General features: G+C 64.7%; 18 protein-coding genes. 10 read left to right on the top strand and 8 right to left on the bottom strand.

What is annotated here, in order from left to right; genetic code table 11:
• The first annotated feature begins 313 nt into the window (after positions 1 to 313).
• Together ACFVVK_RS14955 and ACFVVK_RS14960 are read left to right on the top strand one after the other, a co-directional pair.
• Positions 314 to 973, top strand: coding sequence for a hypothetical protein (locus ACFVVK_RS14955; RefSeq protein WP_390268380.1), 660 nt, complete (start codon positions 314 to 316; stop codon positions 971 to 973).
• A 357-nt stretch (positions 974 to 1,330) separates the two neighbouring features.
• Positions 1,331 to 3,304, top strand: coding sequence for a hypothetical protein (locus tag ACFVVK_RS14960; RefSeq protein ID WP_390268383.1), 1,974 nt, complete (start codon positions 1,331 to 1,333; stop codon positions 3,302 to 3,304).
• 79 nt (positions 3,305 to 3,383) lie between these two features.
• On the opposite strand, the gene ACFVVK_RS14965 is transcribed toward ACFVVK_RS14960, so the two are convergent.
• From ACFVVK_RS14965 to ACFVVK_RS14990, 6 genes are all read right to left on the bottom strand, one after another.
• Complete coding sequence (locus ACFVVK_RS14965) at positions 3,384 to 3,845, bottom strand: phage tail protein (RefSeq protein WP_390268386.1); 462 nt, start codon at positions 3,843 to 3,845, stop codon at positions 3,384 to 3,386.
• 458 nt (positions 3,846 to 4,303) lie between these two features.
• Positions 4,304 to 5,260 (bottom strand): D-2-hydroxyacid dehydrogenase family protein, encoded by a 957-nt coding sequence (locus tag ACFVVK_RS14970; RefSeq protein ID WP_390268389.1) that lies wholly within the window; start codon positions 5,258 to 5,260, stop codon positions 4,304 to 4,306.
• 129 nt (positions 5,261 to 5,389) lie between these two features.
• Positions 5,390 to 5,797, bottom strand: a complete 408-nt coding sequence (locus ACFVVK_RS14975; protein WP_390268392.1) for a universal stress protein — start codon at positions 5,795 to 5,797, stop codon at positions 5,390 to 5,392.
• Positions 5,794 to 7,323 (bottom strand): tripartite tricarboxylate transporter permease, encoded by a 1,530-nt coding sequence (locus tag ACFVVK_RS14980; RefSeq protein ID WP_390268395.1) that lies wholly within the window; start codon positions 7,321 to 7,323, stop codon positions 5,794 to 5,796. Before ACFVVK_RS14980 ends, ACFVVK_RS14975 begins: the two co-directional genes overlap by 4 nt.
• A gap of 9 nt (positions 7,324 to 7,332) precedes the next feature.
• Positions 7,333 to 7,953, bottom strand: coding sequence for a tripartite tricarboxylate transporter TctB family protein (locus ACFVVK_RS14985; protein ID WP_390268398.1), 621 nt, complete (start codon positions 7,951 to 7,953; stop codon positions 7,333 to 7,335).
• A gap of 5 nt (positions 7,954 to 7,958) precedes the next feature.
• Complete coding sequence (locus ACFVVK_RS14990) at positions 7,959 to 8,960, bottom strand: Bug family tripartite tricarboxylate transporter substrate binding protein (RefSeq protein ID WP_390268401.1); 1,002 nt, start codon at positions 8,958 to 8,960, stop codon at positions 7,959 to 7,961.
• 141 nt (positions 8,961 to 9,101) lie between these two features.
• On the opposite strand from ACFVVK_RS14990, the gene ACFVVK_RS14995 reads away from it, so the two are divergent.
• From ACFVVK_RS14995 to ACFVVK_RS15030, 8 genes are all read left to right on the top strand, one after another.
• Positions 9,102 to 9,986, top strand: coding sequence for a LysR family transcriptional regulator (locus ACFVVK_RS14995; RefSeq protein ID WP_390268404.1), 885 nt, complete (start codon positions 9,102 to 9,104; stop codon positions 9,984 to 9,986).
• A gap of 158 nt (positions 9,987 to 10,144) precedes the next feature.
• Positions 10,145 to 11,059, top strand: a complete 915-nt coding sequence (kdgD, locus tag ACFVVK_RS15000) for a 5-dehydro-4-deoxyglucarate dehydratase (protein WP_390268407.1) — start codon at positions 10,145 to 10,147, stop codon at positions 11,057 to 11,059.
• Between the two features lie 48 nt (positions 11,060 to 11,107).
• A complete protein-coding gene (locus ACFVVK_RS15005) occupies positions 11,108 to 12,727 on the top strand; it encodes an aldehyde dehydrogenase (NADP(+)) (protein ID WP_390268410.1) in 1,620 nt (539 codons plus the stop codon).
• Positions 12,724 to 14,052: an enolase C-terminal domain-like protein gene (locus tag ACFVVK_RS15010; RefSeq protein ID WP_390268413.1), complete on the top strand. Its 1,329-nt coding sequence runs from the start codon at positions 12,724 to 12,726 to the stop codon at positions 14,050 to 14,052. The genes ACFVVK_RS15005 and ACFVVK_RS15010 overlap by 4 nt, the downstream gene beginning before the upstream one ends.
• 148 nt (positions 14,053 to 14,200) lie before the next feature.
• Complete coding sequence (locus ACFVVK_RS15015; protein ID WP_390268416.1) at positions 14,201 to 15,121, top strand: AEC family transporter; 921 nt, start codon at positions 14,201 to 14,203, stop codon at positions 15,119 to 15,121.
• Between the two features lie 110 nt (positions 15,122 to 15,231).
• Positions 15,232 to 16,359, top strand: a complete 1,128-nt coding sequence (locus ACFVVK_RS15020) for a mandelate racemase/muconate lactonizing enzyme family protein (protein ID WP_390268419.1) — start codon at positions 15,232 to 15,234, stop codon at positions 16,357 to 16,359.
• Between the two features lie 10 nt (positions 16,360 to 16,369).
• Positions 16,370 to 17,101: a FadR/GntR family transcriptional regulator gene (locus ACFVVK_RS15025; protein ID WP_390268422.1), complete on the top strand. Its 732-nt coding sequence runs from the start codon at positions 16,370 to 16,372 to the stop codon at positions 17,099 to 17,101.
• A gap of 145 nt (positions 17,102 to 17,246) precedes the next feature.
• Positions 17,247 to 18,608: an MFS transporter gene (locus tag ACFVVK_RS15030; protein ID WP_390268425.1), complete on the top strand. Its 1,362-nt coding sequence runs from the start codon at positions 17,247 to 17,249 to the stop codon at positions 18,606 to 18,608.
• 254 nt (positions 18,609 to 18,862) lie between these two features.
• Here ACFVVK_RS15030 and ACFVVK_RS15035 read toward each other — a convergent pair whose 3' ends face one another.
• Together ACFVVK_RS15035 and ACFVVK_RS15040 are read right to left on the bottom strand one after the other, a co-directional pair.
• The gene (locus tag ACFVVK_RS15035; RefSeq protein ID WP_390268428.1) at positions 18,863 to 19,246 is read right to left on the bottom strand and encodes a PLDc N-terminal domain-containing protein; all 384 of its coding nucleotides are present in this window, start codon (positions 19,244 to 19,246) and stop codon (positions 18,863 to 18,865) included.
• A gap of 168 nt (positions 19,247 to 19,414) precedes the next feature.
• Positions 19,415 to 19,789 carry a PLDc N-terminal domain-containing protein gene (locus ACFVVK_RS15040; RefSeq protein WP_390268431.1) on the bottom strand — a complete coding sequence of 125 codons (375 nt, stop codon included), beginning with the start codon at positions 19,787 to 19,789 and terminating at the stop codon, positions 19,415 to 19,417.
• Between the last annotated feature and the right edge of the window lie 267 nt (positions 19,790 to 20,056).

Consider the following 20,056-nt stretch of genomic DNA (forward strand, 5'->3'; position numbering starts at 1 on the left):
CGCGATGGCATGCATCCGGCACATGAATGACTGTCTGGACCTTTTTCCCGAACGCTGCACAGTGGTCTCCGAAGCAGCGCTGAACCACCGCTTCAGCCGCTACTGAGAAGACCTGGGCCTCCCCCCCGGTTTGGACATCCACTCGCTGCGTCGCTCCTCCATCAGGGACTCGCTGGCCGGAATGGGAGACTGAACATCATGAACGACTCGCCACCAGCGAGATCCCGCTCAGCCACGAGGCCTTGGATAAGCAACCCAAGAGTCTGCGGGTGGAATATCTGCGCGGCCTTCTCAAGCATGGTTATATCGGAGGATGCGCATTCTCCCTTCGCCTAAGTGGTGGCGAGAGACAAAGCCAACCGATCTGCCGGCCTACGGGGCTTTGCAACTCACCGGCAAGGTTGATGGTCTCGATCTGGACGCCGCCCCGGTCGACCCAGGTTCCGGGCTACGCGTCCTCTTTCTCCACAGAGCGCACCTGACAGGCATAAGCATCCCGCTGGATTGGACCCACCTAACGGTCACTTGGTCGGAATTCGACAACTGCACTTTCACTCAGAAAGGCGTCCGCGTCCTTAATGAGCACGGTGCTTCCGCGCAAGGGTCATTGGCGGCACGACCAAGCATCTACCGAAACTGCGTGTTCCACGGTGTTCGGTTCAAGGGACTGGGAGGGTTCAACATGATGGCCTCGCGCTTCGAAAACTGCACTTTCCTCCAGTGCAAATTCAACGGGCACAACGCGACCGATACCGACCTGGTCAATTGCAAGTTCATAGGAAAGATCGACGGTTGCAACTGGTTTGGAACCGTGCCGGAGCACGAGCGTGACGCCGGCAGACGCAACGAAATCGTCAACAACGACTTCAGCCAGGCCACCCTCACAGACAACATAGGCTGGCGTGGACATTTCGACCTCGACTCACAGATATGGCCGCCAGGAGCGAGGCCGTCACTCCTCGCTCAATTCTGAGCCCGCGGCGAAGACCATCCGGAGCATCGCCGATTAGTACGTGGGTTTGGACTCGAACCATTCTGTTCACAATCGCCGCCGTCATGATGATTGTCCTCGTAGGACCCTTCTTTCCCGACGGAGTGCATCGAATCAAACGGCGCGCGGCAGCGTCCCATAAGTGGGCCCCTCCCCTCCCCCAAGAAAACGCACAATTGCGGTTACCGCTGCTCCGCTGTGTCACAAGGTTTCTCCAAGTTGGTCAGCTGAACCCGCTCGTCGACGGTCCACCCGGGCTTGGAGCCAAACCGGGCACAATGTATCTACAAGCCCGCTGCTCGATATTGGAAGCCATCAGCACCTTTCTGAGGAGAAGAGATGGTACTCGAGCCAGCTGAACGACCAGGCAACCGCCTGGACCCAAGAGTTGTTACCCGCCGCGGCATCGCTGCGGTGGCCGCACTGATCCTGACCACTGCGGGCCTGAGCTCGGCTGCAGCGGCCACTCAGGTAACAGTGAAGAACCCCGGGAAGCTGACAGCTGTCGGCCCCGTAAACACCGCACACGGTTTCCCCTCCTGGTACGAGGACAGCACGAAAACGCGCGTCGAACTATGCCTAGACGCCGAGAATCCGCTGTGCGGGTTCCTCCCGGGTGACGTACCCGACGAAACCACCCCAATCTCATTCCCGGACAACTTTCCGGACGAGGCGTTCTACATGCTCGCCGGCGCCGAACTGGATCTTCCCAACGGCGGCCGGGCAGTCCTGGTCCTCGGGCTGGAAGCCGCCTTCGCGAACTCGGTCACTGAAGGTGACCAGGTGGTCTTCGGCCGACAACGGATCGTTGTCAAGGGCGGCCCGGCGAACACCACGCTGGAGTTCAAACACCCGTACGGCACCATCACCATCGACACCGACGGGTCCGGTGCTGGAAAACTGGTCGAAGACATTTCACCCGCCGCGGGCAACTTCACCACCGCCCTCAAGAGCAACATCGGGCCCTTCCTGAAGTGGGACCCGGCCACCGGACCGGCAGCACCTGAGGGATACCTCGGCGACCCGAACCAGGAACACACCGTCACGGGCAGTCCGATGAACTACAACAAGTTTTCGGTCACCGGCGGCGGACTCGCCCTGGAAACCGACCAGTTCGGACTTCAAGGCAAGATTGCCACGAACCGCGGGGTCAGCGCCGATGCCGCCGTTCACAACGGGGACATGATTGATGTCTTTGCCAGCAGCGGCCCGGACGGGCAGCTTCAAGTGGACGGACAGGCGTCAAACTTCGAGACAACGCCCCTGGTCAGCGATCCCGGCAGCGGGCGGTACTACGCCCGGATCAAATTCACCGGCACCGCCCCGGACAGCATCAAGGTCACCAACATCGGCGACAAACCCGCCAGCAGCAGCCTCGTCAAGGTAACCAAGCCAAGCAGCGTTGTCGTCACGAAGGCAACGTTCGACGGAACCGCTCTGACCGTTGCCGCCGTGTCCAGTGAGAGTGGTGGGTTGACCGTGACTGATCTCGGCACCCTCGACAACCCGACCCCGGGAACAGCCACAGAAAAAGTGTTCCCGGTGAAGGCGCCCCCGGCAACTGTTACCGTGAAGTCGGCTTCCGGCGGTTCCGCCTCCCTTCCGGTCACCATCAGCGGCGGCGCAGCTACGACGGTAGGACTTGAGCCTGTCACTCCGCAACCTGACCCGGGTCCCGTTGTGGACACGGGCAACGGCTCGGGGACGGACACCTCAGCCCCACCGGTCACCGCAACAGCCTCCTCAAGCTCGCCCACGCTGGCGCGTGGCGGCACTGTTCAGCTGGACGGCAGCGCCTCCACCGGAGCGGTCAGCTACAAATGGCGCCAGCTGAGCGGGCCCGCAGTGACGCTTTCAAGCGACACAGCAGCAAAACCCGCGGTCTCGATCCCCTACTACGCCAAGACCACCGACACAGCCCCGCTGACCGCCAAGGCAGACGAACCGGTCACCCTTGAGTTGGTCGTGACCGACAAGAATGGCGTCAGCAGTGCCCCCGCCAGCCTTCAATTGGCCATCCAGACCGACGCCCTGGCCATTGGCACCGGTTCACGCCACAGGGTCGGGACGGAAATGCGAATCGAGGGCACGTCAACATTGGAAGGGAACACCGCTGTCCTCACACCGGCCACGGCCGTGGTCATCTACGACACGACCGCCGGCCGCCCGGTTGCCAAACTCGGGACAGCGACCGTGGACACCCTGGGTGCTTGGTCGCTGAAAGTCAAGCCCGGACCGGCCAGGCAGATAACCAGCGTGCTGGTCCAGTCCACTCGCGGAGGCACCGCAGCGGGAGCAATCTCCACGCGCTAGCTGCGGCGCCATCGATTGCTCAGGGTCCTGTCCGCTCGGCGGGCAGGACCCTGAGTGTCTGCCCTTCACCGGCCGAGCCTCAGTATTCGCCCTTGATCACGAAGTAGGAGCCACGGATGACCCCGGCCAGCTTCGACTTTTGGCGCGCGAACTTGAAGCTTGCGGCGAGTTCGTCGGGAACTTCCATGCCTTCTGCGAGCTTGAACCCCACGGCACGCTTCGCACCGTCCTCGATGCCGTACATCACGTTTACCGACAGGCCGGACTCGTAGAACACATACGCCATCCGATAACCGTCGACTTCGAAGGAAGCAACCTCCAGCGGACGGGCTGAGAAGACGATGTTGCGCTCGGCGAGGACACGGTTTACCCACTCAAGCGTTTCCGGCGCCTCACTTGCGGGCCTGACCGTGAAGACGTGGTCGTACTTGTTCTTGTAATAGCGCGCCTCGTTGGCGCGTAGTCCTGCCAGCGCATCCGCCAATGGGGACGATTCCAAGCCAACGGTGGATACGTTCTGGAAATCTACGGTGTACGGCACAGGCCCTCCTGGATAGTGATTGTTCGCGCTCTTCACCCTACGTCCAGCGCTGCGGTCCGGGCTTCTCTATTCCTGCTCGATACGGACGGAAGCACTCGCAGTGATGTGAGCCCACTCCCTGTCCGCTCCAGTAGGGGCGGACCCACAAGCCTCCTGCCGGTAGAGGTCACCCCGGAGAAGAACGAGCTGCTGAATAAGGTGGTTGCCTAGCCTTCGGGACCGGACCGCCTGTGAGCGCAGCGCTCGCAGGTAAGTGGCCAGCAGATCAGCTGCTCACCGCCGTCGTCCGTTCGACAGTCCCTCAGGGATATGTCGGTAAGGCGATGTACTGGTTGATGTTGGAGGACTGGAAGGCGTCAAACGTCAGGGTCGATTGGCCGCCTACCGGGTTTCCCACCACAACTATCTGGTCTCCGATTCCGGGAATGAAGCGCCAGTGGCGCCGGCGTGGAAGCCGGTCAAAGAGTGCGGATAGGGCGCTCGTTAAGAAAGGCCTCGATGTTTTCTATCGCTTCTTGGAAGTAGCCGCGGTAGTTGCGTTCGGTGACGTATCCCAGGTGTGGGGTCGCCAGCACATTTGGCAGGTCTCGGAACGGGGAGTCGTGCGGCAGGGGCTCCTCCTCGAAGACGTCCAGCCCGGCGCCCCTGATCTGGTGCCGGGACAGGGCAGTCAGCAGCGCTGTCTGGTCCACGATGCCGGCTCGTGAGGTGTTGATCAGTAACGCAGTCTCTTTCATCAGCGCCAACTCCGGGGCGCCGATCAGACCGCGGCTCTGTGGGCCGAGCACGAGGTGGACGGAGACGACGTCGGCCTCGGTGAGCAAGGCGTGCTTCGACGGCGCCAAGCGGACACCCGCCGCGTCGGTCCGCTCGGCGGTGAGGTTCTCGCTCCAGGCGACCACGTCCATGCCAAAGGCGACGCCGACGCGGGCAACCTGGGTGCCAATCTTGCCCAGTCCGATCAGGCCAAGCGTGGCTCCGTGCAGGTCCGCGCCGACCGTGTGCTGCCACGGTCCCCTCCCCCGCAAGGCAGCGGCTTCGGGAAGTATGTGACGGGCCAGGCCAAGGATCAACGCCCATGTCAGCTCCGCCGGAGGTTGTGAGTTGCTGGCCGTGCCGCAGACGGTGATGCCCTGTTCCCGCGCGGCTTGCAGGTCGACGGCAGCATTCCTCATCCCGCTGGTGATGAGCAGCTTCAGTTGGGGCAGGCGTCGCAGCAAAGCTGCGGAAAAGGGCGTCCTCTCACGCATGATCACGACGACGTCGAAGGGGGCCAGTCGCTCGGCTACAGCGTTCTCCTCGTCCAGATGGTCGGTGAACACCGTCAGCTCGACGTTGCCCGCCAGCTGCTTCCAATCGCCGAAACGGCGTGCCGCGTCCTGGTAGTCGTCAATTACAGCGCACTGCAGAGCCACGAAGAGTCCTTCCGGTTGTTGGTGAGCAACACGATACGCGGCGGCAGCGGCTACCGGCGGGAGGGGGAACGCAGAAGCCGCCGACCCGATTGGGGTCGGCGGCCACTGGACGTTCAGGAACCTGGACGCTCAGGCGAAGCCTGGCCCGTCGGCTTTCACGGCAAGGACCGGACGGTCGGCCTGCATGAGGATCCGCTGGGCGTGGCTGCCGAGAATGAATTTGCCAACCTGGCTCCGGTGCCGCAGGCCGATGACAATGAGGGAAGCGTCGGCTTCCCGGGCGATGTCGAGGAATTCATCGGCGAGGTCGTACTGATAGGGAGGCTGGATCACCTCAGCCTTCACCCCCGCCGTCCTTGCCCGCTTGGCGGCGTCGTCCAGGACGGCGCTGCTGGCCACCGACTTGTCGACCAGAGCCCCTTCACGGGCCGAGTTGACGATCAGCAGGTCCTGTTGCCGCAGCCGCGCCTCGGCGATGCCTGCCGTCAGGGCAGCCTCCCCCGCTGGGGTGGGGACGAATCCGACGACGATGCTCATACTGTTTCCTTAATTCTCGTTGTGGCGGGGTCCGCGGTCGCGGCCCTGCGTTTGGACAGCAGGCTCCGGAGGCCGGGGAGGACAGCGACCAGGACGAAGACAGCCAGCAGCGTGGCCGAAATCGGCCGGCTGAAGAACCCTGCCGGGTCGCCGCCGAAGACCAGCAGTGAGCGGCGCAGCGAGCTCTCCAGGAGGGACCCGAGGACGAAGGCCAGGACCAGCGGCCCCGGTTCGAAGCCGAACTTCTTCATGAGGTAACCCACGATGCCGAAGGCCACCACCAGGGTGACGTCGAACATGCTGTTGTTGATGGTGTATGCCCCCAACAGCGTGATCAGGGCCGTGACCGGGGCCAGGATCGCCGCGCGGACCCGGAGGATCTTCACGAAGACCCCGACGAGCGGCAGGCTCATGATCAACAGCAGGATGTTGCCGATGTACATGGAGTTCACGACGCCCCAGAAGAGTCCCGGGTCCTGCTCCACCAGCTGCGGGCCCGGCGTCACGCCCTGGATCAGCAGGGCGCCAAACATCAGCGCCATTGTGGCGTTGGCGGGAATGCCCAAGGTCAGCAGCGGGATGAAGGAAGAGGTGGCGGCGGCGTTGTTGGCCGTTTCCGGTCCGGCCACACCCTCGGGGGCACCCTTGCCGAAGCGCTCCGGCTGCTTGGCACGCTTCTTCTCCATCGCGTAGGAGGCCATCGAGGCTATCGTGGCGCCGCCACCGGGCAGGATCCCGAGGAAGAACCCCAGGACCGAGCCGCGGCCGATCGCCCCGGACGCTTGGGACAGATCCTTGCGCGAGGGCCACACGTTCGTGACCGTCGACGGCGCCTTGGCCGCACGGTGCCGTTCCTCCAGGTTGTAGAGGATCTCACCCAGGCCGAAGATGCCCATGGCGATCGGGACAAAGTCGATGCCGTCGGCCAGTTCGAGGCTGCCGAAGGTAAACCGGCTCTCGCCGGTGAAGATGTCGCGGCCCACTGTTGCCAGCAGCAGCCCGACGGCGGCCGCGATCAGGGCCTTGGTCTTGGCGCCGTTGCTGATGGTTGCCACCAGGAGGATGCCCAGCAGCGCCAGCGCCGAGTACTCGGCGGGGCCGAAGTCCAGGGCAAAGCTGGCCACTACCGGGGCCAGGAAGGTCAGTCCGACAATGGACGCGGTGCCGCCGATGAAGGAGCCGATGGAGGCCAGGCCCAGCGCGGTGCCGGCCTTGCCCTGCTTGGCCATCTGGTAGCCGTCAAAGACGGTGACCACGGAGGATGCTTCGCCCGGCAGCCGCAGCAGCACGGACGTAATGGTGCCGCCGTACTGCGCCCCGTAAAAGATGCCCGCCAGCATGATGATCGCGGTCACGGGTTCGACGTTGTAGGTCAGCGGCAACAGGATGGCGATCGTTGCCGCGGGTCCGAGGCCCGGCAGTACACCGATCAGCATTCCGATGACGACGCCGATCAGGCAGTACAGGAGGTTCATGGGCTCCAGGACGACTGCGAACCCGTTGAGCACGGGATTCAGGAAATCCACGGTGGTCTCCTAGAAGAGGTGGGGAATGGAAGTGTTGAGCGCCAGCACGAAGATGCCGTAGAAGGCCGCGACGACGACGGCGCTCACCAGGAGCGTTGAACGCCAGGTTTCGCCGCCGAGAAACCGCATCCAGATGATGCACAGGACGAGCGCGGGAAGTTCAAAGCCGATGACGGGCATGAGGGTCACCATGGCGGCCAGAGTGACCAGTCCGGTCACCGGTGCTATAGACATGCGGGTGAACTTTTCCGCGTCCCGGTTGTGCCTGCCTGCCACCAGCTGGAACAGCGCCAAAGCCACCATCACGCAACTGACCAGGAAGGGCCACAGCCCGGGCTGCGGTGCCTCCGGAGTGCCCAGGCCCATGGCCACGGACAGGACCAGCGACCCGACGCCAACACCCAGGATCACCAGTGACGAGGCAGCGTTGGCGAGCGGACCGGCGGCCGGCGGCTTTTCCTCTTCCCACTGGGCGGCCAGTTGTTCCGGGGTCAGGTCATCTTCGGGGCCGGTCAGCACCTCGGCGCTGCCCAGCACTACCTCGGCGTCGCGTGCGGTGGCCGACTGCCCGGCGGAGCGACGGGTGTTGATGCCGTCCTCTCCGCCGGGCATCCGGTTTGTTTCCTGCACTCGAATCACTTCGTCCCGCTGAGGCTGATGCTGTACTTCTCCACCAGGGACTTGTACTTGGCGGCGTAGTCCTTCCACTGGGTCACAACTTCCTCGCCCGGGATCTCCTTCGGGGTCAGCATGTTCTTCTTGTTGAACTCCTTGTAGGCGTCGGACTTGAACGTCTCCTGGAAGGCGGCCAGCAGCTTGTCCTTTACTTCCTTGGGCGTTCCCTTGGGCGCGGCCACGGCGCGGTACTGGGCCACAGGGACGTCGAAGCCGGATTCTTTGGCGGTGGGGACGTCCGGCAGGAACGAGTTCCGCTGCTCGGAGAACACGAGCAGCGGCGCGATCTTGCCGGCCTGGATCTGGGGCATGGCTTCGCCGAGCTGGATGGTGGTGACTTCCACCTGGTTGCCGAGGACGGCGGTGAGGGCGGGCTTTCCACTGTCGAACGGAACGTCGGTGCCCTGCACGTTGGCCTGCTTGAACAGCACCTTCTGGGCCAACTGGCTGCCGGTGCCGACGCCGGTGGTGCCGAAGGTGATGTTGCGGCCGGCGCCGGTCAGGTCCTTGATGGACTTGAACCCGGAGCCCTTGCTGGCGACCAGGACATAGTCGTCCTGCGACAGGCCGGCGATGATGTCGAGGTCATCGATGTTGACTGCCTCGTCCTGGGCCACAGCCAGCGGCGTAATGGTGATCAGGGAGGCGTTGATCAGCACCAGGTTCTGGCCGTCGGCCGGCTTGCCCGCCACTTCTTTCGTGGCGAGGGCGCCGTTGGCGCCGGGCTTGTTGACTACCGGGATAGGCGCCCCAAGGGTCTTGGCAGCCCCCTCTGCGACGGCCCGGGCGATGAGGTCGGTGCTGCCGCCGGCGGCCTGGCCGACGGTCAGGTTAACCGGGCCGCTGGGGAATTTCGACGAGCTGGTGCTGCCGGCGGCGACGTTGCCGCACGCCGTGAGGGCCAGCAGGGTAACGGCCGACGCCGCTCCGAGAACGGCTCGGCGGGTAGGGAACTGCATCATTGGAACTCCTCGTTGACACTGCGGGGCTGAACCCCGGAAGGATGTGAACCGGCTCACTTGCGGTTCGCTCAATCGAGTGTAGGAAGGGTTATGATGCATGTCTAAGCCCAAATGTGCATCAAGTGATACCCGGAAGGCATCATGTTTACCTTTGACCAGCTGGCTGGCTTCATCGCCGTCGCCGAGGAACTCCACTTCGGCCGCGCCGCGGAACGGCTCAACATGACCCAGCCGCCGCTGAGCCGCCAGATCCAGAAACTGGAGAAAAGCGTCGGCGCGGAACTGCTCGAACGCGACAACCGCAGGGTTCAGCTGACCCATGCCGGACGGGCCTTCCTGGAAGAGGCCCGACGGCTGCTGGCGCTGGCGGAGCGCGCCCCGGCCACCGCGCGCCGCATCGCCTCGGGCCGGTCCGGTGTGCTCCGGATCGGCTTCACCGCCGCCAGCGGCTTCAGCATTCTGGGCCCGCTCCTGGAGGAAATCTCCGCCGCGCTGCCCGACGTCGACATCGACCTTCAGGAGTTGGTCACCGGCGAGCAGATCCAGGCCCTGATGACCGGCGAACTCGACCTGGGGCTGGCGAGGCCGCCCTTCGACGGCGAAATCTTCGATTCACGCCTGCTCTACCGGGAGGCCATGGTGGTGGCTGTTCCGGCTGGCCACCCGTTGACCAGGCTCGGCCGCGACCTCGAGAACGCAGACCTCAAAGACGAGCCGCTCATCATGCATTCACCATTGCAGGCGCGCTACTTCTACGACCTCGTGGTCCGCACCCTGCCGGTCCAGCACGGCAACGTGGTCCATACAGTGAGCCAGATCCTGACCATGGTTTCGCTCGTCGCCGCGCGGCGCGGCGTCGCGTTCGTGCCGCGCTCCGCCACCGCCCTGGGCATCGATGGCGTCGAATACCTGCAGCTCGGAGGCGATCGCGGAGAGCCCGTGGAACTGCACGCCATCTGGAGCCGCAACGTCGAGAACCCGGCGCTTGGGAGGCTGTTGCGGGAACTGGATTTCGCGCGGGCATAAGTGCGCGGGCGTGAAAGACACGGGCACCGGCGCCAGCAATGCACGCACGGTATCAAAACATACAAAAAAGCACTTGGACAGGCATGAGTGGCCGCTCCTAGTCTGGGACGGAAGCACACCACCTAAGCCGATTTCGGCGCCCATCCGGAGGAACCATCGTGGCAAAATACACACCCCAGGAGCTGGCCAACACTCTCAAAGACGGCTTGCTCTCCTTTCCCGTCACGTCATTCGATGCAGAGCTGCAGTTTGACGAAGAGAACTACCGCAAGCACCTGGCCTGGCAGGCCAGCTTCCCGGTCGCCGGGCTCTTTGCCGCTGGCGGCACGGGCGAGGGCTTCTCGCTGACACCTTCGGAGTCCGCGCGGGTGGTCCGGGCAGCGGTCGAGGAAGTCGGTGCGACAGTGCCGGTCCTGGCCTCTGCGGGCGGATCCACCGCTCAGGCCATCGAGAATGCCAAGGCCGCGGAGGCCGCCGGTGCCGAGGGCATCCTGCTGCTGCCGCCGTACCTGACGGAAGCCGACCAGGGCGGCCTGATCGATCACGTCGGCGCCGTCTGCCGCGCGACGTCGCTCGGCGTGATCATCTACAACCGTGCCAACGCCATCTACAAGGACACCACGGTGGCCACGCTGGCCGACCGCCACGAAAACCTCATCGGCTTTAAGGACGGCGTGGGCGACCTCGAGCACGATGCCCGCGTGTACGCCAAGCTGGGCGATCGCCTGTTTTACTTGGGCGGCCTGCCCACGGCCGAGACCTTCGCGCTGCCGCTCCTGCAGCTGGGCATGAGCACCTACTCCAGCGCTATGTACAACTTCGTTCCGCAGTTTGCCCTCGACTTCTACCAAGATGTCCGCAACAACGACCGCGTTGCCGTCAACAAGAAACTCAACGAGTTCGTCATCCCGTACCTGGACATCCGCGACCGCGTGAAGGGCTACGCCGTCTCCATCGTCAAGGGTGGCCTCGAAGCGATCGGCCGTTCCGCCGGCGGCGTCCGTCCGCCGCTGCAGAACATGGCGGAAAAGGACCTCGCCGACCTCAAAGCACTCATCGCCAAGGTCTCCTAACTGTCGGCCCGTCCGCAAAGCTCCAACCTTTACCCAGGAGGAACAACCGTGACCCTCACCGGACACTCCCTAGTCGCCGGCCAGACCGTCGCCGGCGAAGGCAAGACGACCTTCGCCTTCAACCCGGCCACCAACGATCAGCTCGAGCCGGCCTATACCCTGCTCACCGAGGAGCAGCTCAAGGCCGCCACTGCTGCGGCCGCCGAGGCCTTCAGGTCCTTCAGCTCGCTTGACCCCGAAACCCACTCCGCGTTCCTGGACTCGATTGCGGACAACATCGAAGCGATCGGCGACGAACTGATCGTCCGCGCCGGGCAGGAGACCGGCCTGCCGGCCGCGCGCCTGCAGGGCGAACGGGCCCGCACCACCGGACAGCTGCGGCTTTTCGCCAACGTGGTCCGCCAGGGCGACTTCCGCGGCGTCCGCATCGATCCGGCACTGCCGGACCGCACCCCCCTGCCCCGCGCCGACATCCGCCAGCGCCAGATCCCGCTGGGTCCGGTCGCCGTCTTCGGTGCCAGCAACTTCCCGCTGGCCTTCTCGACGGCGGGCGGGGACACCGCCTCCGCCCTCGCCGCAGGCTGCCCGGTGGTCTTCAAGGCCCACAACGCCCACCCCGGCACCAGCGAACTCGTCGGCCAAGCGATCGCCAGGGCCGTTGCGGACTCCGGTCTGCACCCGGGCGTTTTCTCGCTCATCTACGGGCCGGGCAGCAGCATCGGCCAGGCCCTCGTGGCGGACCCGGCCATCAAGGCCGTGGGCTTTACCGGTTCCCAGAGCGCCGGCATCGCCCTGATGCGTACCGCCGCCGCGCGGCCGGAGCCCATTCCCGTATACGCGGAGATGTCCTCGCTCAACCCGGTGTTCGTCTTCCCCGGCGCCCTCGCCGGGAACGCCGGAGCAATTGACGCACTGGCGCAGCAGTACGTCGCCGCCGTCACCGGCAGCTCCGGCCAGCTCTGCACCTCCCCCGGCCTGCTGTTCGCCCCCGCCGGCGAGGCGGGCGACAAGCTGGTTGCCGCCGTCGGCCGCGCTGTTTCCGCCTGCGCCGGGCAGACGATGCTGACCGCGGGCATTGCCGGTTCCTGGAACGCGGGAACGGAGGCGCTCGGCGCCGCCGAGAACGTGACCGCCGTCGGCACCGGAACCCCCGGCCCCACCAAGAACGCCCCGGCACCGGCCATCTTCGGCACGGAAATCCGCGACTTCATCAGCAACGAGGTGCTGCATGCGGAAATCTTCGGCGCGGCCAGCCTGGTGATCCGCTACTCCTCCGCCGAGGAACTCATCACAGCCACCAACCGGATCGAGGGGCAGCTCACCGCTTCGCTGCAGCTCACCGAAGAGGACTACCCGACGGCGGCACATCTGATTCCGGCGCTGGAACAGAAGGTCGGGCGCATCATCGTCAACGGCTGGCCCACGGGCGTCGAAGTCGGCCACGCCATGGTCCATGGCGGACCCTTCCCGGCCACCTCCGATACACGCACCACGTCGGTTGGGACCTTGGCCATCAACAGGTTCCTCCGTCCGGTCGCGTACCAGAACCTGCCCCAGGAGCTGCTGCCGGCCCCGCTGCAGGACACCAACCCGTGGCACCTGTTCCGCCGGATCGACGGCGTGACCGAGAGCGCGGAAGCATTCCAGAAAGCAGAGGTCAACGCGTGAGCACGCAACCCACCATCGCCCGGGTCGAGGTTGTCCCGGTCGCCGGCCACGACAGCATGCTGATGAACCTCAGCGGCGCCCACGGGCCCTTCTTCACCCGCAACATCGTCATCGTCACCGACTCGGAGGGCCGGACCGGCCTCGGCGAGGTCCCGGGCGGGGAAAAGATCCGGGCCACCATCGAGGAGGCGGGCCGGCTGATCGCCGGGCAGGGGGTGGCACGCTACCGGTCCCTGCTGCGCCAGGTCGCGGCGGAGTTCGCCGACCGCGACGCCGGAGGCCGCGGCCTGCAGACGTTTGACCTCCGTACCACGGTGCACGCCGTCACCGCCGTCGAATCAGCCCTGCTGGACCTGCACGGACAGTTCCTCGGCGTCCCCGTCGCCGAACTGCTCGGCGACGGCCAGCAGCGCAGCTCGGTGCCGATGCTCGGCTACCTCTTCTTCATCGGCGACCCCGGCCGCACGGACTTGCCCTACCTCGTGGAGGACGCGCCGAAGGACCGCTGGGAGCGGCTGCGCCGCCAGGAAGCCATGACCCCCGCAGCCGTCGTTGCCCTGGCCGAAGCCGCGCAGGAGCGCTACGGCTTCAGCGACTTCAAGCTCAAGGGCGGCGTGCTGTCCGGCGACGACGAGGTGGACGTGGTCACGGCCCTCGCCACGCGCTTCCCGGACGCCCGCGTCACGCTGGACCCGAACGGCGGCTGGCTGCTCGAGGAGGCTATCCGGCTGGGCAAGAGGATGCAGGGCGTCGTGGCCTACGCCGAGGACCCCTGCGGGGCCGAAGGCCGCTTCTCGGGACGAGAGGTCATGGCTGAATTCCGCCGCGCCACCGGACTGAAGACCGCGACCAACATGATCGCCACGGACTGGCGCGAAATGTCCCACGCAATCCGCAGCAACGCTGTCGACATCCCCCTGGCCGATCCGCATTTCTGGACCATGCACGGTTCCGTCCGGGTAGCCCAGCTTTGCAACGAATTCGGCCTGACGTGGGGTTCGCACTCGAACAACCACTTCGACGTCTCCTTGGCCATGTTCACCCACACGGGCGCTGCGGCACCGGGCGAGATCACGGCACTGGACACCCACTGGATCTGGCAGGACGGACAGGGCCTGACCAAGGAATCGCTGCAGATCCGAGGCGGTGCCATCGAAGTTCCGGACGCTCCCGGCCTCGGCATCGAGCTGGACCGCGAGGCGCTGGACAAGGCGCACCGGCTGTACCTTGAGCACGGCCTGGACGCCCGGGACGACAGCATCGGCATGCAGTACTACATCGACAACTGGTCCTTCGATCCCAAGCGGCCGTGCCTGGTCCGCTAAGTACCGGTCCGCTACGTACCGGTTCGCTTGTCCGCTACAGGATCCCCACTCTTCCGCACGGCCGCCCTCCCCACGCAACAGGAGACGGCCGTGCGGAGACCACCTTCGGCCCTCCGGTGCCGTTTGTTGTAAAGAAAGGCGAATTTTTTTGGGCGGCGTTGTCTCAGGAATACTCATCGTTGCCGCAGTCATCGCCGTCGGTTACCTCGCCGCCAGGTTGCGGATTCTGGGACCTGAGGTCCAGGGCGCACTGACCCGTACCGCCTTTTACATCACCAATCCCGCCCTCCTTTACACCGTGGTGGCCGGCTCTGACATCCGGGCCGCCCTCGGAACAGATGCCCCGCTGGCGCTGCTTTCAGCAGCGGCAGTGGGGCTTCTCTATTGGCTGCTGAGCTTCCTGTTCTTCCGCCGGCCCGCAGCGGAAACCGCGGTGGGCGCGATGGCCAGCAGCTATGCCAACGCCAACAACATCGGGATTCCGGTGTCGCTCTACGCCGTCGGCACTGCCCAGCATGTGGCGCCGGTACTGCTCGTGCAACTGCTGGTTTTGGCCCCTTTCTACCTCACCGTATTGGGACTAGTTTCCGGCACCCGAATTTCGTGGAACAGGATGCTGCTTCAACCGCTGTCCAATCCCATGATCATCGCCTCCGGGCTAGGCGCGGTCGTGGCATTGACAGGCTGGCAGGTACCGGAGCTGCTGGAGAAACCCATCGACATGCTGGCTGGCGGTGCTGTGCCCATGGTGCTTCTCGCCTTCGGCCTGTCCATGGCCGGCAGGGCGCCACTGCAAAAGGACGACGGCCGCACTGAGACCCTGGTGGCCACGTTCCTCAAAATCGCGGGCATGCCCGCCGTCGTGTGGCTGCTGGGCCGCTTTGTTTTCGGGCTGGAGGGCCAGCACCTGCTCGCCATCGTGATCATGGCGGCCCTCCCCACCGCGCAGAACGTCTTCCTCTTTGCCTCCCCCTACGGCCGGGGCATGACCGTGGCCCGCGACGTCATCCTCTGCACGACGGTCCTGTGCAGCGGGTCGCTCCTCGTGATTGCCTGGGCCGCCGGCTAGGCGTCCCCGGGAATCGCACTCTTGCCGGCAGAAACACACTTGTATTACAAGTAAGCCGCTTGTATCCTAAGTGGGCGGGCGATGTTGCCCTACTTCCCAAGGAGAATTCCATGACCAGCGTTGATCTGATCCGCCACGTAAAGCTTTCCACCGCAAGACTCCCCCTCGCCGTGCCAATCAGCGATGCGAAGGTGTTCACTGGGCGCCAAAAGCCCATGACGGAGGTTGTTTTCCTGTTCGCCGAGATCACCACTGAGCAGGGCCACAGCGGGATCGGTTTCAGCTACTCCAAGCGCGCCGGCGGGCCGGCCCAGTACGCCCACGCCAAGGAAGTCGCCGACGGTCTTCTCGGGGAGGACCCCAATGACATCGGCAAGCTCTACACCAAGCTCCTGTGGGCCGGCGCTTCAGTGGGCCGTTCCGGCGTGGCCACCCAGGCCCTGGCCGCCATCGACATCGCGCTCTACGACCTCAAGGCCAAGCGCGCTGGCCTGCCGCTGGCGAAGTTCCTCGGCGCCTACCGCGACTCCGTCCAGACCTACAACACCTCCGGCGGCTTCCTCAACGCCACCCTGGACGAGGTCAAGGCCCGCGCCACCCAGTCCGTCGAGGAGGGCATCGGCGGCATCAAGATCAAGGTCGGCCTGCCGGACACGGCCGAGGACCTGCGCCGCGTAGCCGGCATCCGGGAGCACATCGGCCCGGACGTGCCGCTCATGGTCGACGCGAACCAGCAGTGGGACCGCGCCACAGCACTGCGCATGGGCCGCCAACTGGAGGAATTCAACCTCGTCTGGATCGAAGAGCCGCTGGACGCCTACGACTTCGAGGGCCACGCCCATCTGGCCCGTGAACTGGACACCCCGATCGCCACCGGCGAAATGCTTGCCTCGGTGGCGGAGCACAAAGGCCTGATCAGCGCCGAGGGCTGCGACATCATCCAGCCGGACGCACCCAGGGTCGGCGGCATCACCCAGTTCCTGCGCCTGGCCGCCCTGGCCGACGAACGCGGGCTCGGCCTCGCCCCGCACTTCGCCATGGAAATCCACCTGCACCTGGCCGCGGCGTACCCGCGCGAGCCGTGGGTGGAACACTTCGATTGGCTAGACCCCCTCTTCAACGAGCGCCTCGAGACAAAGAACGGCCGGATGCTCGTTCCGGACCGCCCCGGGCTCGGCATCACCCTGAGCGACCAGGCTCGCGCCTGGACGACCGACTCGGTCGAATTCGGCAAGTAACCTTAAGCCCATGACCCGGAACCTGACCGCGGACCTCGCCGCCGACCTTCGCATGCGCATCGTCGACGGCGTGATCCAGCCCGGCGATAAGCTGCCCAGCGAAAATGCGCTGATCAGTGAGTTCGGCGTGAGCCGGACCGTGGTGCGTGCAGCCCTGACGCGCCTGCAGGCTGAAGGTCTCGTGGAGACGGAGCGGGGGCGGGGCAGCTTCGCGCTGACCCCGCCCCCGGAGGGGCTGCCGTCCGGGCCCGGCGGACGGCCGGTAACGACGCTGGAGGACCGGGTCCAACTCCTCGAATTCCGCATGGGCGTGGAGTCCGAAGCAGCAGCACTGGCGGCCCTCCACCGCTCTGACCGGCAATTGCAGGCTGTGCGGAAGGCCCTGGCTGACTTCACCGCCAGCGCCGGGCATCCGGCACACGCACTGAAGGCCGATTTCGAGTTCCATCAGGCGGTCGCGGCAGCCTCCGGCAATCCCTTCTATGCCAGCTGTCTGGCCTCGCTGGGCCCGACCATGATCGCCATGCCGCGCGCCCGCCTGCTCGCGGACGCGGAGCACTACGCGCTTGGACACTTCAACCAGGTGGTGCACGAGCACGAGTCCGTCGTCACGGCCATCGCTGACGGCGACCCGACGTCCTCGTCGGCCGCCATGCGCACACATCTGGCGAACTCCCGACGGCGGCTTCGAGCCGCCACGACCGGCAGCAGGCCCGGCGCTGTCCGCGGGGCAACCGAGTAAGTCCCATAAGGTATGCGGTCATGCCAAATGCGTGTTGGACGTGCATGACCGGGCTTGAATACAGTGGAGGAGTTGTAGTGGCGCGGGCCACAATCGCCCGCCCCGGCCGTCCCCCGGCCCGCTTCGCCAATTCAAAGGATTATCCATGCAGTCTGTAGACACCGCTGTCACGGACGTGGCCGCAGCCACGAAGAAGTTTTTCAAACGCGTCCTGCCCATCATGCTGATCATGCTGGTGTGCAACCAGCTCAACCGCTCCAACATCGGTTACGCCCAGGAGCACCTGCAGGCCGACGTCGGCATCGGTGCCGCAGCGTACGGCTTTGGCGCCGGCCTGTTCTTTATCGCCTACGCGATCTTCGAACTGCCGAGCAACGTCATGATGGAAAAGTACGGAGCCAAGATCTGGCTTGCGCGGATCATGGTCAGTTGGGGCATCGTGTCCTTCCTGATGGCTTTCGTCCAGAATGACGTGATGTTCTACGTGCTGCGGTTCCTCCTTGGAGCAGCCGAAGCCGGCTTCTTCCCGGCAGTGATCTTCTACTTCGCCCGCTGGGTGCCGGCGGGCCACCGCGGAAAAGCGACCGCCATTTTCATCGCCGGCTCGTCTGTCGCCGCCGCTCTCTCCGGACCGATCGCAGGGCTGCTCCTTAGCCTGGATGACGCATTGGGCTTCCGCGGCTGGCAATGGCTGTTCGGCTTCGAAGGCGTGCTGTCCGTGGTTGTCGGCACCATCGTGTTCTTCCTCCTTGACGCCAAGATCCAGGACGCCAAGTGGCTGACACGGAACGAAAAGACGGCGCTCATCTCGGCCATTGCTGCCGAGGACGCGGAGCATGCCACCGCTGCCGGCGGCAAACTCAACCGGTGGAAGATGCTCTTGAACCCACAGATCCTCCTTCTGTGCGGCATCTACTTCTCTGTTCAGCTCTCCATCTATGCAAACACCTTCTGGCTGCCCAGCATCGTCAAACACATTCCCGGCACCACCGATCTGACCGTGGGACTGCTGTCCTCCATCCCTTGGGTGTGCGCCGTCTTCGCCATGTACTTCGCCGCCAAGTGGCAGGACCGGGCCAAGTCCAAGCGGCCCCTGTTGGCTCTTGCCCTGCTGGTCGCGGCTGCAGGCACCTTTGCCGCTGCCGTCGCCTCCCCCGTTGCGGCACTCGTGTTCCTGGCCATCGCGGCCATGGGATTCAAGAGCGCGTCGCCGCTGTTCTGGACCATTCCGCAGTCGGGACTCCACCCCATGGTGCTGGCGCCGGCCATTGCCATCATCAACTCCTTGGGCAACCTCGGAGGATTCGTGGCCCCGTTCGGCTTCGGCATCATCAAGGAGCAAACGGGCAGCGTCGTCCCCGGGCTCTTCGCCCTGGCGGCAACCTCGGCGATCGCGGCGGGGCTCGTGTACTGGCTGAAGGAACGCAAGACCGCATCACCGTCCGATGCGGAACTGGCCGCCATCACCGGCACCGAGCTCAAGCCCCAGGCACTGGCCTCGCACTAGCAGGAACCGAGGGCATCTGCCCGCTGAGCTGGCCCGAAAAAGTCCGGCCAGCTCAGTGGGCGTCCGAGATGACGTCGGTGTGCTCGTGGCTCCCTTGACCACCGCAGATTCGGGACCGCCCGGCCCCTTCAATGACGGACCAGCCGATGAAGAGCACGACGATATTGGGACTCAGCGCCGTCAGAAGCGAGCCGCACGCGTCGCTCCAGGCCGCGCTCGGCCCCGGCTTACCCCACCGGATAACGACGCACCGGTCAGGCTTGGCTCAGCGCCTTGGCCTTGATGGCCTCGAACTCACCCTGGGTCAAAGTGCCGGCATCGAGGAGCTCCTTGGCCTTGACGATTTCCTGGGTCGGCGACGCAGAGGCAACGGAACGGATGTACTCGTTGGTTGCTTTTTCTGCCCGCTGCGCACTCCTGGCCTGCCGTTCGGCCATGCTGCGCCCGCGCGCGATCAGGTAGACAAGAACTGTAAGGAACGGCACGAAGATCAGGAAAATTATCCACACAGCCTTGAGCCAGCCGTTGAGCTCATGATCGCGGAAAATGTCGCCGATAACAGCAAACAGTGCGAATAAATACGCGATGAACGCGAATGACCAAAAGAACAGCCAGACGATACTCCAGAATTGCTCCACGGGAGCCATCCTTTCGTTCCGAGGAAGCCCTGCTGGCATTCCCCTAACGACAAGGTAGTCTCGCCCGGTCCGCCGCAATTAGGACCATAAGACCTGTATTGGGGGGACTTAGCCGCTCGCCACCACCGGGACGAACTCGCTGGCACGTCGGCAGGCCGCCGTCGGCGCTTACCCCAGTGCCCTGGCCTTGAGCATCTGGAATTCCTCGCCGGTGATCGTACCTTCGTCAAGGAGTTTCTTCGCCGCGGCGATCTGTTCTGATGGATTGGCATTGGCGGTCCGGCGGATGTAATCGGCCATGTCGTCCTTAGCCACATCCTGCCGTGCTGACTGACGTATGGTCATTTGCTGTCCGTAAAACAGCATGTAACCAATGCAGCCCAGGAGCGGAAACAGTAGGACGCCGAGCACCCACACCGCTTTTACCCAGCCCGGCCGCAGGCTGTCCGAAAAGATGTCCCTGATGACGAGAAAAAGGACCATCAGATACGCCACGAACATGACAAACCAAAACATGAGCCACAGGGCATCCCAGAATCCCATTACCTTCGCCTTTCACGACACCGGTGATGTGGCAACGCCGGTAGGCGTCAATGCCGGGCAAACGCTGCCTGCCATTCGGCTGCGCGCAGGTGGGATGCCCGGGCGGGGCCAAATCAGGCCATCGACTCAGCTCGCCACAAGCCTACGCACGGACGCTGCGTTGTCAACGAGGCGCGTTGACTCGTAGAAAACCTCCGCGTAGCCGGATACGTTGCCTCATTTGAAAACCTCCGCGTAACGGCGTGGTTGACGGTAGTGGCGCCGCGT

Origin of the sequence: Arthrobacter sp. NPDC058192, from assembly GCF_042883665.1 — a bacterium.
In the GTDB taxonomy this organism is placed as follows: Bacteria; Actinomycetota; Actinomycetes; order Actinomycetales; family Micrococcaceae; genus Arthrobacter.